This is a genomic window from Superficieibacter sp., from assembly GCF_032071645.1.
Taxonomy (GTDB): domain Bacteria; phylum Pseudomonadota; class Gammaproteobacteria; order Enterobacterales; family Enterobacteriaceae; genus Superficieibacter.
In genome coordinates this window covers 375,440-391,617 of record NZ_DAMAPU010000003.1, presented here as the reverse complement: position 1 = coordinate 391,617, position 16,178 = coordinate 375,440, and the positions used below count along the sequence as shown (strand labels likewise).

The 16,178-nt window shown below is 46.4% G+C and carries 9 protein-coding genes and 1 pseudogene; 3 read left to right on the top strand and 7 right to left on the bottom strand.

Translation table 11 applies throughout. The features are described from left to right. Positions 1-21 precede the first annotated feature (21 nt). Positions 22-570, bottom strand: a complete 549-nt coding sequence (locus tag RT197_RS08580; RefSeq protein ID WP_409529682.1) for a helix-turn-helix domain-containing protein — start codon at positions 568-570, stop codon at positions 22-24. A 24-nt stretch (positions 571-594) separates the two neighbouring features. Here RT197_RS08580 and RT197_RS08575 point away from each other — a divergent pair, with 24 nt between their 5' ends. Genes RT197_RS08575 through RT197_RS08565 form a run of 3 tightly spaced genes read left to right on the top strand, consistent with a single transcriptional unit; the run spans position 595 to position 1,867 of the window. Then, on the top strand, positions 595-1,122 hold the full coding sequence (locus RT197_RS08575; protein ID WP_312949240.1) for a hypothetical protein: 528 nt from the start codon (positions 595-597) through the stop codon (positions 1,120-1,122). 14 nt (positions 1,123-1,136) lie between these two features. Next, positions 1,137-1,496, top strand: a complete 360-nt coding sequence (locus RT197_RS08570; protein ID WP_264443209.1) for an acyl-CoA dehydrogenase — start codon at positions 1,137-1,139, stop codon at positions 1,494-1,496. Positions 1,497-1,531: 35 nt separating this feature from the next. After that, positions 1,532-1,867 (top strand): hypothetical protein, encoded by a 336-nt coding sequence (locus tag RT197_RS08565; protein WP_312949233.1) that lies wholly within the window; start codon positions 1,532-1,534, stop codon positions 1,865-1,867. A 241-nt stretch (positions 1,868-2,108) separates the two neighbouring features. Here the strand turns inward: RT197_RS08565 and RT197_RS08560 are convergent. From RT197_RS08560 to RT197_RS08535, 6 genes and pseudogenes are all read right to left on the bottom strand, one after another. Further along, a pseudogene (locus RT197_RS08560) lies at positions 2,109-2,231 on the bottom strand (IS3 family transposase); the annotation flags it as partial. An 81-nt stretch (positions 2,232-2,312) separates the two neighbouring features. Further along, a complete protein-coding gene (locus RT197_RS08555; protein ID WP_312949230.1) occupies positions 2,313-3,461 on the bottom strand; it encodes a PD-(D/E)XK nuclease family protein in 1,149 nt (382 codons plus the stop codon). A 7-nt stretch (positions 3,462-3,468) separates the two neighbouring features. Further along, the gene (locus tag RT197_RS08550) at positions 3,469-9,417 is read right to left on the bottom strand and encodes a DEAD/DEAH box helicase (RefSeq protein ID WP_312949227.1); all 5,949 of its coding nucleotides are present in this window, start codon (positions 9,415-9,417) and stop codon (positions 3,469-3,471) included. 14 nt (positions 9,418-9,431) lie between these two features. Next, positions 9,432-12,212 carry a kinetochore protein gene (locus tag RT197_RS08545; protein ID WP_312949225.1) on the bottom strand — a complete coding sequence of 927 codons (2,781 nt, stop codon included), beginning with the start codon at positions 12,210-12,212 and terminating at the stop codon, positions 9,432-9,434. Between the two features lie 35 nt (positions 12,213-12,247). Continuing rightward, complete coding sequence (locus RT197_RS08540; protein WP_312949222.1) at positions 12,248-15,013, bottom strand: hypothetical protein; 2,766 nt, start codon at positions 15,011-15,013, stop codon at positions 12,248-12,250. A gap of 9 nt (positions 15,014-15,022) precedes the next feature. Continuing rightward, positions 15,023-16,108, bottom strand: coding sequence for a DNA (cytosine-5-)-methyltransferase (locus tag RT197_RS08535; RefSeq protein ID WP_312949220.1), 1,086 nt, complete (start codon positions 16,106-16,108; stop codon positions 15,023-15,025). Positions 16,109-16,178: the final 70 nt, after the last annotated feature.

Genomic DNA, 16,178 nt, shown 5'->3' with positions numbered 1-16,178 from the left:
AGTTTCACTTGAGAACTAATTTTAATGTGGTTTTGTGAATTCATCTAAAAAATGGATAAGGCTTTTCTTTTTAGAGCTATCTAGCTTATTCCAGACTTGATCGAGACGCTGTTTTAATTCGGCATCAAGTCCAGCCACAAAGTTAGACGGTATATTAGAAACGTTTAAATCCTCCATGCAATCAATAAAGAACCAGCTTATTGGCGTTTTTAATGCAGCTGCAATTTTAACTAAATGAGCAACGTTGATCTTATTAGTTCCCCGCTCGTAGCGAGAGATTTGCTGCTGAGAAATATCGATAGTCTCTGCGAGATCGGCTGCAGTTAGCCCAGCTTCCTTACGTCTGGTCTGAATACGCTGCCCTACCAACTTATCAGCTGAATCTGCCACCAGTTTAACCATCATTTCATCTCCAGAACGTCCATAAGAGGAAGTCTGGGGCTTTTTTACTCTTGCATGAACATCACCAATGGACATAAAATCGATAAAATACTCACTTATGGACAATGAAAGGCTATAACTGAGCAATCGAGTGGTGCCAAAATCACCATTAGTTGAATCTTCGAACAAAGGTGGCCTGAAAAGGGGAACACTATGACAACCACCATTACTGAGATAACGGACTGCTTTGAGTACTTTTTCAGCTCCCTTTACCGGCGCGAATTTGTCAAAACTTTGCGTCTGAATGAATGTAGCGAACGTGAACTACTGCCACTAGTACGTTGCTATTTACTGGGCTGGTTTGCGGATAACGTCTCGCCGGAAGTAAAAAGCAAACTACCAGGAACGGTATCCGGGCATGGTTTCATTGATTTTGTCATTGACGATGTGGCCGTTGAGTTTGCAGTCCGTAAGCCAACAGCAGCTCGTTCCAATGTCTCCGCAACCGTAAACAGCACGGAAGTGAAGAAGTTGATGAAGCACGACGGCAAAGCCCTGCTTGTCCTGTTTGACTTCTCAGATACTCCTTATTCAGAAGAACAGATCGAGTCTTTTCGCAACTGGCCATCTCTCGGTCGTGGGAATCACCGTAAATCAGCTTTCAACGTAGTGTATTTCTTTGTAGAAAAACGCAGGCCGCTGGCACTGGGGAAAATCACCAAAAACATTCGTATCAGCTAACAAGGAATTTAGTGATGAAGAGAATAGTTACTGCATTAGTACTGACAGCCTTCGCTCTCCCGGCAATCGCAGCTCAATACGCTAAGCCTGGTGCAGTTTTAACGCTAAAACCAGGCAACAGTAATCTGGAATTCAGCATCAATGCATCAGCCAAAGATGGATCAGGGACCTGCAACATGGAAGGTACGGCACAACGAATAGCTGCTGGCGAGAATCAGAAACGCCGTTGGGTCTGGAACGACGGTTCCAGCCAGTGTGTTGCCGTGCTCAGTGAGATGAATAATGGGAAAGCCGGCGTGATAACTCGTGGTTGCGAAGGATACTGCGGGGCTTCTGCGGCGGGCTTAATGGATGGTCAATACAACAAAAAGTAACAAGACAACCACTTTGAATTGAAGGGAAACAATGAATGAAATTGAACATAATTCTGGTGCTGGCAGCAGCGAGTTTAATGGCCGGTTGCGGTGATAAGACACCCAAATGCAACAGTGATGATGCCAAGAATCTGGTCGTTGATATAGCGCGGAAAACGATAGAGAAAGGAATGACGCTGGATAAGGATGTACGTATTTCTGTCGAGAACGTCAGGACTGTTAGTCATGAGTCGGGTCTTGATGTTTACCAGTGCGCCGCTGATTTGACTTTCGTCAAACCAAATATGAAAGACTCATTGCCTATTACGTATCGGGTGCAGAAAACAGAGGATGGTAAAGGGCAGTTTTATATAAATGTATATGGCTTATGATAGTTAAACGGAAAAGGATGCCAAGCGACAAGAAGAGGATCTTTTTTTAGAATTGGACCGGTGGATGGGATTGATTCAGATGGGCACAACTGCCGAAGACATTCATGCTATACATTAGTAATGTCGGGGACTATGCCCAATCAATGACCGCCGTTGTTCCGACGCGCTAACTTAATTAACTCTATATGTGCGCTACGTGCTATATACAGACATTAAGTATCAATCAAAAGGGAGCAGGTCACAGGCTGAGTTCACGGGCAGAGGCAGCGATACCAATACGCTCAGCCAGTTTCAGGGCTTCATCGAGGAATTAGGATGTGTACTGTTTACGGGCCATTTTGCCGGTCGATGCTGGTTTTATCATGAGTAATCACCGCTGGCCGAACGTCAATATATGACGGGTAGGAACAGCAAGCGTTGTTTAAGGTAAGCGTTTTCCCCAGATTTAATTATTCCCCTCACTTTGCCAGTGAAACTGAAACGCCGATCTTCTCGTATCCTGCATATTGATGACATAGAAGTTGCGGGGGAAATATTCTTTTGATGTCTCGCTAAAGGTATTTAATCCGTACAGTGCGATTTTTTTTCCTGTTATTTCCGTTGGTTCTGAGATGATGCTGGAAGGCACACGAAAGACCTTAACAACTGAACCATCGGGTAGTAGGATCTTCAGCGTAAGAAAATGCTCGTCGCTTTCCACTTCAAGTAATTTCCCGCTGATATCGATTCCGCCATGCTGATAATCCAAAAGAGACGGTTGCATCTGCTTGCGTAGCTTTTCTGTCCAGCCGGGGCACGAGCAACGGCAGGAACAATGGGAGCAGTACGTGCCAGGACAAGCAAGCTCATATACTGAAAGTGGGATATTTCGTGGCAAAAGTCGATTAATATTTTTGATAATCGTAGTGACCCGTTCAATCAGGTCTGTATTCAGTGTCCCTTCCCAGCTATCACGGCTCCCCGTCAGAACTAACCCAATGTTTATATCAGGTGCTCGCTCTTTTACCATTATGCCATAGGCCGCAACCTGTAACAGGTTTGCTTCTTTCGGCTGGTTTTGTTCGTCTGCTACCTTTCCGGTTTTAAAATCAACTACGTTTAACCGATCGGGTCGCTCCTGATATATGAGGTCGGCCCGCCCATGCATATCGAAATCATTGCTGGTCAGCATAACCTCCCGGCCAACGGGTAATGTTTTTTCATGTGCAGGAACCCCTTTTACGAAAACAGGCGGCGGAAGCGATCTTACGTAGCGGATCTGGGTAACAAGCATTTGGCGCGACACTAGCCCGGCAACACCGTGACGGTCATATATCCAGTTTGCTACCGGCCCGGCGCGTCGATTGGCTGTCAGCGCGATCGTAAAATCATTTTCCAGTTGCCTGAGAGTATAATTCTCGAAAGTAGCCTCTCTGTGAATCACTGAATTGACGCGTTGATGTATTACTTGGCCCAGAATCACTCCCGGATGCAGCGGTAAACGAGCGTAAGAATGGGCTTCACTTTCCAGCAGGTATTTCGCCGGGCAAACGGCGATACACCCCAACAGCGAAGGAAGTACCGGACGAGTACGCGATAGCGTCATTTCATTCATTGCATCATCACTCCTGAAATAAGGACGCCTGAGTCCGTAATTTTGCCATTTCAGTCCCCATGCGGCGGGACAATGCAAAAGTATTCGTAGCGTCTACGTCCACCTCATATGAAAATGCCTCAAGTTCGGGGTTTGCAGCAAATGCAGCATCGGGGTCCCAGAAGGGATGTAGTACGGCGGCCCAACGCTCGGCCCCGGTGCGTATCAAGGGTATATTCCCCATCACTTTTACGTCACTGTCGCTGTACAGCGAAGCGGCCTCTTTGGCTAATCGTAGGGCATTTACCGGCCAGTCAGCCACGCCCGGAGAGGTAAAATCACCGTTAAGCCCGGCGCTATAGGTTTGATCCAGAAGAAGTTGAATAACATCCAGTCCCAGTCGCCAGTCCAGCAATCCGTGATACGGCTGGTTTCCGTATCGGTGCAGGCAGTGATAACACCCTTGAAAGCATCGTTCGCGATGATCGGATTGCAGGAACTCAGCCAGCGGGTAGGCCGTGTTGTTATTTAAAATATTCTTCATGACCTCAAGGATAATGAGAGAACCGGATGCGCCCTTCTGCTGTAGCCGTTCACATAACCCTGAACCATTAACCAGGCGATCGGCCATTTGCAGAACCGGTACCGACTTACCGTTTTTCAGCATTTGAACGCGGGGTTCCAGAATTTCGATTTCTTCAGGATCAATATCCAGTAGCTCTTTTGATGCATAGTTAACAATGATAAAAGACGCCGAGAGCGCAGCAGCTCTGAATGCCGGAGTTAGAGTGGAATACTGTAGCCGGAGACCCGGCGGGGTTTGGGCAACCATCAGCGCAAGTAGATCAGTCACTTTAGGCGCTGCAAGATAAAATGTATTTCGGGTTTCTCCCCGATCGGTAAAGCGGTTTTTAACTAACAAGTCGGTCTCAGTAATTTGACTATCCATCCAAACCCGGTTCGCCCAAAGCGGCTGGTAAGTCCCCTCCTTTCTGAAAGGGACCGATAGGCTCCCCTGTGTTGCGCTGAAACCACGCCATGTTTTATCGGTATAAATTCCCCGATTCAGGCGGTGCAGACACGTTTGTGGCTGAAGCTGTATCGCCACATTAACGTCAGGCTCTGGCGTTGCAGAAAAAGTGTAGGCTTCTGCAATTGATACACGACTGGCCGTGGTCAGGACCTGATCAAAATCCTCTTTGGCCGATTTTGGTTCCAGCGTGGTGATAAATCCATAAGGAACATAGCATTGATAGCGCTCTGCCTTCTCCATAAGGGCACCGCAGATAGTACATTCGGTGGCCAGAGAGTTTGCCGGTGCCCAGATGTTGCACACCGGACAGGCGGTCATTGTTCTGAGTTCACCCGGTTCGCAGGCATTTGAATAAAATGATCGTGGATTTTTTCTGTTCTGTTTAAGCATTCCACTATAACCTGCTGTAAAGTAGCGTCGTTTATCCTGAACCAGAATTTTTCCGGGGGCAAATTCCTGTATCGCAATATCCAGATCGCGATCCATGCTGGCAAATTCAATTTCTTTTTCACCTGTGCTGACAGGCCTTGTCAGCAAAAGGCGTGATCGGGTCGGCATGCCATACATTGGGAATTTACCGTGTTCCGCCAGCGCTTCTGCCAGCCCTTTCGCCTCCATCGCGCTGTCGTTCAGTACGGCTTTGATATCCTGAATCAGCTGTTCCGGCGTCAAAGGCTGAATAATTTTCTGGAACAAATGGGGGTTTTGCTGTGTGCTGGTCCGGGCAAATTCATCGCGCGCCAGGATGGTTGCTTCGATAGCCTGCCGAATTTTTGGTAGCCAGTCCGTTTGGTTGTCTTTCAGCCAATGCACCGGGAAAAACTCACCGTGGTTATCAGGGACGTGTGCATAGTCGTCAACCGGCCATGGGTGATCGGCTTTTTCCGTTTGCTGCCTTAACCATTTGAAAGCCGACACCAGCCAGATTTTTCGTACCAGTCTCTGGCAGATCATTTCCAGCTTTGTGGTCAGAAACGGTGGCGGAGGGAGGTCGCCGGTAATTTTTTCCGGATAGCGGAAGTAAAACAGATCGTGACTCTTGCTGCGACAGGCGGTTAATACGAATGAAAACGCTTGTCCACGTCGTCCGGCACGTCCGACACGTTGTTGATAATTAAAGCGCTGTGGCGGCATGTTGGCCTGAAAGACCGCACGTAAATCACCGATATCCACGCCCACTTCCATGGTTGTGGTTACGGAAAGCACATCTACTACGCGAGCTGCCCGGTCAAGATCTCGATCTGGCTCAAAATCTTTCATTCCTTCCGGTAAAATATCATCGTCGTCGGCAATCAGAATACCTTTAAACCGGCGTAGCCTTGCCGCCGGATTTTCGGTCATTCCAGTCAGTTCCTCTGAGCGCATCCGGTGAATACCAGAAGAATGTGAGAGACGTTTGCCAAGATAGTGTTGCATCTGGAGCGTTTTTGCCTCGCTGCACGGCGTTTCTGGTAAAGGAGAGTAGCAGCGAGTACAGATTCCCGCGCCGGTGTGCATGTGTATACGCCCACAACGAGAGCAGCGCCAGACGCGATCGGAAGGTTCCGCCAGGCGAAAGTGCATTTTGCCAATCTCAATAATACCGCCCTGATGACCCGCCAGCTCAAGTCGCCCGAGAAAACTATCAATTAAAGAGAAAGGCTCGCCTCCTGAACGCTGGCATATCTCCTGCGTAAAGCGGTACAGGCGGTTTCTACGATTGACATCGCGCGCTGAACTCCAGCGAGTTTCCTTTGTTGTATATTGTGAAGGGGTAACCCGGTACGCGTCCGCCAACACACGAAACATTGCGTCATAAATTGCGAGATGTTCCCGTGAGTCGTTTCCGGTAATGGGAAGGCAGGGATAACCCCAACCGGACTCTTCCAGCGCGAAGTAGGTTTTACTGAATACGCTTTCCCCCACCAGCCGTTTCAGATCGCGTGAAATCTCCTGTCGTGCCACAAGCAGGTTCTCTTCATAGGATGGAAGCGCCTTCCAGCACCACGCCCCCTGCGCGTTCTTTTCAAAGAGCTGTTGCCATGCAAAGGTCAGCGTGCCTTCTTCATGTTTTTCAGGATCGGGAACAGGCGCGATGCCAGTACGATCGGAAGGGTGAATACCTGCATCTACCTGCGCCCTTAACAGCAGGCCAAGAGGTTGACCTGCATCCGGTGATTCAGGTTCGAGGATTTCACGTAGAGGTATGCTGTCAGCTTCAGGCTTTGATAATAACCCCCTGATTTTCTTGCGTTCATCAGCAAGTTGATCCAATTCATCTTCTTCCTCATCCGACCTTACGTTGAGGTTAATCAGTGTTTTGTTCCGGTTCTCTATCTCTGCCTGGCGTATTTTTAGTTGGCTATGGGACGGTTTATCAGCCGCAATGGACTGTAGCGAATGGACAACAATTTCTCGTCTGACGTCGTCATGATGACCCGATTCCAGATCGAGTGCCGCCCTGGCAGCATCCTGACGACTGTCTGAAAACGTTACCAGTTGCTCACGGTTACCCGATCGCTGTAGTTCCGCCATTAGCGAGCTGGTCAGTAGCTGTGTCGTTTTCGAAAAACCGACGCGAAAGCTACGGATAGGGGAGAGCTTACCTTTGCCGTATTTGTAGGATGTACCACATGCCGGACACTGAAAAGGTAGTGCCGTTCCCGGTGACTGGCTGGATGACTGGCCTCTTTCCGAGGAGGCAAATTCACCGGGTTTGACGTAATAGAACCAGCCCGCGATATGGTTTTCCGGTAGCGGTTTTAAGAGCGATACTGGGTGTTGAATAGTGGCGGTAAATGGATCGTAGCTGGCTTTTACCCAAGTACCAAAAGTATTGTCATTGTCGCTGTTTAGCTCCTCATCTCCTTTCGGCCAGAAACGTTCGACCACGGGCATAAATAGCGCATATTCTTCAGCAGATCGGCGTTCAACCATGACTGATTTTGCGTGTTCCGGCAGTTGTTCCGTATCAGGGTCGTTGGGTAAAAGTTCAATTCGACTTTCTGAACCGGAAAAGACCGAAGGTTTACCCCCCCAAAAGAGATTACCGCAACATTCACAATAGAGTAATTCGACACGCCGCGATTTTTTATCTTTGCCGTAACGTAAGCCGGACTCCACGGTAAGATCGCCAAAATATCTTTGATTAATTTCTTGCGCAGATGCAGCGCTAGGGACGGGCAATGGCGCGACATATAACCCCTCAAGAGCGCGCAAAAAAGCATGAGCGCGGAAACGTGGCGCACCGATATCATCAGGAAAGGCATGTGAAAACCATTGCGGCCAATCTCCCTCAGTCGAACGTAACCAGATTAATGCCTGGAGCGCTTTGTCACTATGGGGTTGGGCGTTAAAAAGGCGTGAACTAAGCATTTTGATTGACGTAGCTCTCGGAGAATGATCGTCCGTATAGCAGCCACTTTCAAGCAGGTTGCCCGCCTGTAAAACGACACGTTGCGCTAGTTGTTCTGTAGAGGCTTCACTGGCTGTCATTTCCATGCTGCGGGCGACATTCTGCCAGTGTTGTAATGAGGTAAGTGGTGCTTGCTGTAACTGAAGCACTGCGTGATAAAACGCCTCCAGATCCCCCTGGAAAAGAGACATATTGCCTGAGGGAAGGGTGTCACCTTTAATAATACATTCTCTCCAGTCGCTGGAAGAGGCACCTGCGGGTAATCCCCGCTGACCGAACATCCCCCATAAATATTCGACGCTTTGATCACCTTCAGCACCTTCAACGGGTAAAGAGGCGCTGGAGGCCAGAATGCGCAATTTGTGTCGGTGTTTTTCCTGATCCAGCCCCAGCCGGTTGATCAAATGTTTAAGCAAGTAGCTGACTTCAGTACCAGCGGTTCCTCGCTGTAGATGAAGTTCGTCAAGAATAAGATAAAAATAGGCATCAGGATCGCGCTCAATCCACTGTCGGGTTTGCTCAAAAATAGGATCGTCCACCTCGCGAACCAGCATCGTTGAGAGCATGCTGGTGTTGGTGATCAGAATATCGGGCGGTGTCTTTTGCATTTCCCAGCGGCTGAGAACCTCTCCGCCAGCGGTTCGGGGGAAATTAAACGATAATTCGTTATCCTTGTCCTGCTGCGCTTGTCGTACCGCCTCCTGATGGGTCTCTTCCGTTAATTGCATATATTCACGCAGCTCAGTGATTTTTTTAGCCACGCGCTTTTTCTCATTTTTTTCTTCACTGAGTCGGGGATGTTTAAGCCAGCCTGTTACTTTAGTTGCGCTGGTATAACGGCCAAAGAAGATCCGGTTGCCGCCGAAATGCGTATCCATGACATCATGAGCTTCGCTGGAATCCAGCGCCCGTCGCATACGTACCAGTTGATCCTCTACCAAGGCATTCATCGGGTAGAGGATCAGCGCGCGTACCGCTTTCGGACGAGCAGCGGCTTCATGCTCGCGCATGAAGCTGGGCTGTTTATCCGCTACCTTATGCCACCACGGTTGCCAGCACTTCAACGCCGGGCTTTGCGGCCAGCCGGTAGCTTCTTTTGCGATCTGTGCCAGAACAGGCAGTAAAAATGATTCGGTTTTACCGGAACCGGTCCCGGAGGTGACAATACCCGGTTTCCTTGGCTGTACCCCTCTTTTCAGCATGTCCAGTTGATGGGTATAAAGATTAAAACGTCCCTTAGTTGAATCCGTTTTATTGTGGGGCAGAAGTCCACCTAAACAGAGGTCGATGAATGCCGCCCTTTGTTGCGCATTAAACCCTGGCAACCATGTCTGACCATAAGCATCATTTCGTAATTCGCTGATAGTTAAGCCATAATGCTGATATCGGGGCATCGGTTCAAGAAATAGATCGGCACATAATGTCCCTTGCTGTTCCAGTAACGCTCGCCGTTCAGACTGTATGTCTGATGAATCAATACGGAAGGCTGTTTCAAGGTACGAAATATAAAAATCTCTTATTGATTCAAATGTTTCCAGTGGATTATTCATTATTATTCCTTTGCTTATAACTGGAAAAGGTGCTCAAGTACGCTTGCCGATTCACCGCTAGTCATTTCCTGAACATATGGCCCTAATTCCGGTGCAAGAATGTCAATCGTGGTCGCAATATCTTGTGTTGTACTACGACCGAGACCGTAAGCCAGACGGGCAACGGCTTGCGCTTGTTCATCAGGAAGTAAAGAGAGTAGCGCTGCTTTTAGTGCCTCCCATGGCGCACAAGCCGGGTGTTCTGGCTGGTGGTTGTCCACATAGATTGTCTGCCATAGTTCTGGGGCAATACGAGAAGGCGTGATGTCAGTATTTTGCTCAAATGGCCGTTCATCCGACCATATATTCCCTGCCAGAAACAGAGGTAACTGGTAAGCAAGAGGAGCCTGTAATGGAAATGTGCTTTTCCCGGTGGTGAATGTGAGTAAAAAAAGTATTGGGTGCCGGATGGGCAAATGTCGCAAAGCCTGTCGCCGATCCGTCCAACTGCATGCGGCAGAATGGGGAGTTGTGAATAAACACTCGTGGAGTTCGGGGAGCAGCGTTTCTGGCGGAGTACGGTTAAAACCACGCAATTCAATAATGCTCGCCAGCCCTGCCTCTTGTTGTTGGGTCAAAAAATCGCCCAGTGTCATGGTATGAGTATCGCCGGATAAGCGGATCAGCGTGGGGGAGTTCATTAAATCGCTGAAGCTAAAATGATCGCTATGTACCGATACTTCCCCCCAAACATTACCGGCTAAAAGGTTCGCTAATGAAGCGATAGTCTGTTTTGTCTGTTTTCCCATCAATCCGATCGCGGGTGTAATACTCGCAGTGGCAATCAGGCTGGATAATAAAGATTCACTTAGTCCCGTTGCCTGTGCCTGTTTTTCGATAGCCAATGATAGTTGATGCTTGCGAGTCAGGATGCTCACCTCTGCTAATGGGAAATTAGAATTTACTGATTCGGCTACAGGTTCTGGTGTTATCCGTTGTTGGACAGGTTGTTCCTGCGCTGTTTCATTTTTGATAATCGCCCGCAGTAGCGCTGTCTGGGCTAGCGTTTCCACTCCCGCTTGAGATGCGGCTTCGAAGGTCTTTTTAATCCGTTGTTCCAGCTCATTTTCTTGCTGACGTAGTGCTTTATTAATTCGATCGGTCTCTTTTTTCAGTTTTTTCTTCTGATCGGCTATTACATTTTCAAGCTGTATTTTCTTTTCAGATAATACCATTATTGATTGTTTAATCTGATACTGTTCGTCTTCGTAACGAGTCAGTATTTCCTGTTTCTCAATATTAATTTGCGCCTCAACCTCAGGTAAAGCCAGTAACTGTTGAGTCGTATCATTAAGAAAGGATCTTGTATCTGCTATCTGTTCCAGATGAGATACTGCACGAAGATAGGATGCCTCATTATCAGATTCATGTTCAGCAATAAAATGGGTTAAGTTTTGTAGCTGCCCTTTACTGAATTGAGGGAAGTCTTTTGCTGAATCAGTTCGTTTAAGCAGGCGTTTGATCCACGTAGTAGCTTCAGCACAATCATACTTTTCACTGACCTGAGGGAGTTCAGTGATCACCGTGAGGGCATGAGAACCAAGTAATGTCTGAGGAACCTGACGATAACTCTCCAGCGGCATATCAAAGTCATATTTTTTAGGATCAGACAAGTCACCCGGTAATCTCAGGGATACTCCATCACTTAGCTGAAAAATGACCGACGTATCGTTTTGCGGTTGGTAGCTGGTGAGTAACCACTCTCTGACAGTATCAGGTTCATCAGAGGCATGAGGCAGCGCGACGACAGGATAAACGCGCGACAGGTAGTCAGTAATGACATACTGCGCGGGTTTATCAGACGGCTGATATCGGGCTTTCCATATTGCAATTTCACCCCGAGTAAATTTTTTGCTGAAATGATTCTCAAAACCAATGGCTTCACCACCATGAGGGAAAAGATCTTTTACCAGTTCCTCCGGGAGGTCTCGTAGGTTGCCATTAATTAACAGACTAATCGGCGTAACAAAAAAAGCGCCGGACGCGGTTAACGCTAACACTTTTCCAATGAACATAACTTCGTCCATCGAACTGTCGATTTCTTTGGAAACAACGGGAGGAGCCTGTATTACACTGGTACCATCCATTTTTTTAAGGTCGTGACTGGCTTCAAACTGATCGACAAGTTCACCCAATTTTCGCGCCAGCGGTAAAGAATGTTCTGATAGCTTTGTCCGCCATCGATTATCGGCTGTACGCGTTCCCCTAAGAGCGTCAACCAATCCCCCAACAAACAGTGGAATAGTGCGCTCTGGCATAGAAATTTCTTTACCCTGACTAATTAAGGCACATTGTTCAATGTCTTCGTCAGTGAAATTAATTGTCAACGAGTCAGAAACACCATGTTGGGGTAAATCAATTTCTTCACCATTCAGGAATTTCGTTATAATTTCAGGGCAGTCAGAAGAGATATAGAATCCCAGAATGGTGCGCCATAACGGTTTACAGAATTCAATATCTTCTGCATTACTTTCTGCTTCTAACAGATCTCTAAGAACAATTTGTGGGTCATTTTGTTCAGAAAACGTTAAATTTTCACGAAGCCAATCAGACACAACAGGTTTGGCCTTAGGTGGTAACGTACGGAGAAAATGTAACCTTTTCTCCGGTCCTTTCGGTAAATTATCCGCTTTAGCGCCATTTCTGGTGAGTCTTTGCTTGCACTCTTGCAAGCATCTGATCAATTCATGAGATTCTGTACCGAAGTAGTACATTTGGCCCAGCCGGTCGCTGATAATATTTTTCTTTTTAGCCATCTTAAACGTTCTCCTTACCACCTGATTCTGTAACATTACTGTAAGGTTCTGCGCAACTTGCGTGTTGTCAGCGCTCTGTTCCGTCGTGCCAACGCTCGTTGACAGGAGGGGAAGGTCATTACATTGTCCCAGAGTGGAACTTTCCCCCCTGCAAATAAGTAACCACCGTTATCTGTTATCGACAAGCATCCATGGGCAACATGGATCCACCACTGTAAAACGGAGGGCGGTAACGCAATAATTTTCGTTGACCAGCACCAGCCACTATCGCCTTTTTGCACACCAACCGTTTCTCCTGAACATATCATCTGAGCCATTAAGGCCCAGGAGAAGCTATCGGTTTGCCAGTATCCAGCATTCTGCCTAATAAAATAACGATAACGCTGTTTTTCCTGACACCGTATCAATAGATTATTTGCCGTTTGAGTAATCCGCTGTTCTTCTGACCATTGGTATTTTTCAGCTTGCCATAGCGACACATGGAGATCCGGGGGTAAAGCCGGGGTAAACTGCATTTGAGACATCGGTAGCAATACTCCGCTCAAAGCATTTACGGGGAAATCGTCGTGATTAACCAAACGTAACCCAAACTGTTCAATGAAAGCATGGACACGCTCTCTGGCTGACAGATGCAATTCAATACAACCCATTGAACAGCCGTTATCCTCAACTAACCGACGCCCTATTCGCTCACCGTTATTAAGTGCTTCTTGTAGAAGATTACGTTCACTTCTTGTAAACATCCCCAGAATTCGGGCAACAATTCCCTGCTCAGTGACATCAACGGAAATGGTTCTTTCAGCCAATGAGACTAACGAATATGGCGCATGACGTAGTTGTACTACACAAAGCCAGCCAGCGGCAAAGAGCATGCGACGCAATTGCCATTCGGGTATCCTCGTTACCTGTGATACCGGTTCAATATGTTTTTTTAATTCACCAAAAGGCAATGTGCTACGGCGTTGAAAACGCAAGGCCAGCGCTTCAGCGATCCAGTCAAATGCTGCGGGTATATTATGTAATTCAGTATATTGACATGTTACAGGAAAGCCATTTTCATACTGCCATAACATCTGAGCACCACTCAATGGCGTTATTTCTTCGCGTTTCAGTGGGGGGATCACTGCCGTATCCCCTAACGCCATTAATACTCCCGATGGTCCATCAGTCAGCCAATCATGTGGCTCTGAAATTTTACAATAAGTGGCGTAAGGCGCATGATCTAACACGTGCACATCAAAATTTACTGGGATATCTGAATGCGCTAACGTAAGTTCGTAGCGACAAAATGCCTGACCAGATATTTCCATCAACTCCTCTGGTGGAATGAATAATCCTTCAGCTCCCTGAGATAGCGAGCCATGAGTTAATTCTTCTCCGTCTTTATTGCTGATGACATAGCATCCTCTTAGTACTTCAGGCATATGAATTATCGGTGTACTGGCAGGGTTAAGCAGTATAGCCTGTCCAAATCGCGCTGCACCTGACATACGAGGTCGAGCAGGCTGCCATCCCTGTATTAGAAAACGACGGGCTTCTTCTGGTAACAAACGGGCAATCTTATCCAGCGTTTGCCTGCCAACTTTATCGGAAGAAACTATCGACCATTTGGTAGATTTAATATCCCGACGTTGTACTCTTTCGCCAACCTTCTTCAAGACAGTGAAAACACTGTCTGCATATGTATGATGAAGTATTAAATAGGTTGGAGAATCTTCATAATATTCTCCTTCTGAACTAATATGACAAAAATCATCACGAAAAAGCGGTAAACACCCAGACCGCAATGCGACTCCCACTCGTGATTTATAGAAATAACCCTTCCGTTGTTTTAATAATAAATCCAAGGAATTTAATGTGGTGCCTATGTCTCGTTCGTAATATATATTATTATAGTTCTCTATTTCATTAGGCAAGGAGTAATAATGCTGGATTTCTGAGGCTGTAGCAGCAGCGTCATCCATAAGAAGATAAATCTCCGGATTACCTGAATCATTAAACTCCATGTGAATACAATACTTACCATTCTCTTTGAGTTGTTCTCTCTCCGTATGTACAGTGATATCACGAACAGCGCCCCAAAAAGGAGAGTCATAAGCCTGCTGCATGGCAGCCTTTGAAAGTAATGTTCTGAACTCAATAAACTCTTGGTTAAAAACCTCGCTAAAATAAGATATATATTGATGTACTACCTTATTAACTGATTCAAAAGTTGAATAGTTATCTAGTTTATTATCGATGAGAATATTCCGTAAAAAGACCTCATCTTTGTAGCAGGGAAAAGCAATTCTCTTGGAATACCCAATCAATCTTTCATGCTTTGATGGCCTTGGCAAGATTAAACGGGTACAGTTTTGTCTTTTACTACTCCATCTTTCTAACCTTTCCCATAAGTTGGGTAATTCAGTAAAAACAAATTTTTTATTTTTATCAAAGCCAAGCAGCACAGAAAATCGAACCCGAAAATCCCCTTCGTCATGTGTTTCATCATCAGCACTGGCAGCAAGTAATGTTAAATATAAAACGGCAAAATAAGTAGGGTATCCTTTTATTTGCGCTAAAATGTCTAATCGCGACTCATCTCTGAGAGCATCCTGGATTTTAGACGCTTTTTTTCCAAACGAAATCAGGAAACTTCGCTTAGCATCCTCTTTGCTACGTGGACCTGCAAGTTGCTCAAAAATGCGGCCCGTAGTATCAATTCGGCTTAAAGTCGAGCCCGTATGCGAAGACTCAAGAAAGACGATCTTTACTAATTCAGCATTCCATTCTTCTAAAGTAACCGGGAAAGAATCATCCATACTCACCGCCTAATTACCGTTCGCTGTCATCATTTTCAAACCAGTACCAGAAAATAAATGCCGAAAAAGTACCTCAGCCAGCAGTGGAGGAACAGCATTACCAATTTGGGTAAATTTTGACTCGACGTCTCCTACAGGCTCAAAACCCTGTGGAAAAGTTTGTATTCGTGCACATTCCCGCCATGATAACCGCCTTGCCTGTTCCAGTTTGGGACGAGAAGTATCAACAATTAGATGCTCATATTCATCAGAAAAGTCCCAGCGCTGCTTCCAGCCATCCTCCAGATTTGACCATGTTAACTTCATCACCGGGCTGGCAGGATGTAATGTCACATGACGCCAGTTAGCTACGACGGTGTAAGCAGGGCTGTCCCATAGAGCTTTACGATTTCGGGACATGAAATACCATGAGAAATGCCCTTCAGGATCATGTGGTCGTTCGTAAAACTCACCTTCAGGCCATAGTGGTAAATCCCTAATAGCCTCACCATGTGAAACATAGGGTTTTAAATGAGGATTCTTTTTTGTCGCTTTGCCATGTGTTTCAGCAGGAAATTCAAAGTATTGCCCCAGATCGTTTCTGACACCAATGATAAACAAACGCTTGCGTGACTGAGGTACGCCATAAGCCCTTGCGTTTACCATATGATAGCTGACCTGGTATCCGGCAGCTTTGTATGCTGTGAGCTGTTGTCCCAGAAAACTACCGGCTCCCAAATGTTTCAAGCCAGAAACATTCTCAGCAACAAAATACTTCGGCCGAACGGTCTCTAATACCCGTAGAAAGTGTTTATAAAGATTTGTTCTGTCGTCATTGTTTGGTTTTCTGTTACCTGCCATTGAAAATGACTGGCAAGGATAGCCACCAACAACAATATCAACATCTGGAAAAGACTGAATTTGAGAGATATCGCTATGTCTGATATCAGTATCGGGGAAATAATTTCCTAATGTTTTACAGGTATTCTCTACGACATCGTTGGCAAAGACGATGTCTCCACCGGCTGAGGTAATCCCAAAATCCATACCACCACAACCGGAGAATAGTGAAAGTACTCGGATATTATCATTGTCTCTTTCGAAAATACTGTTCATATACCCATGCCAAAATTCTTTTATAACAGTGCAAAAACTCTCAATGGATTATCAATTTATCCATAAAATC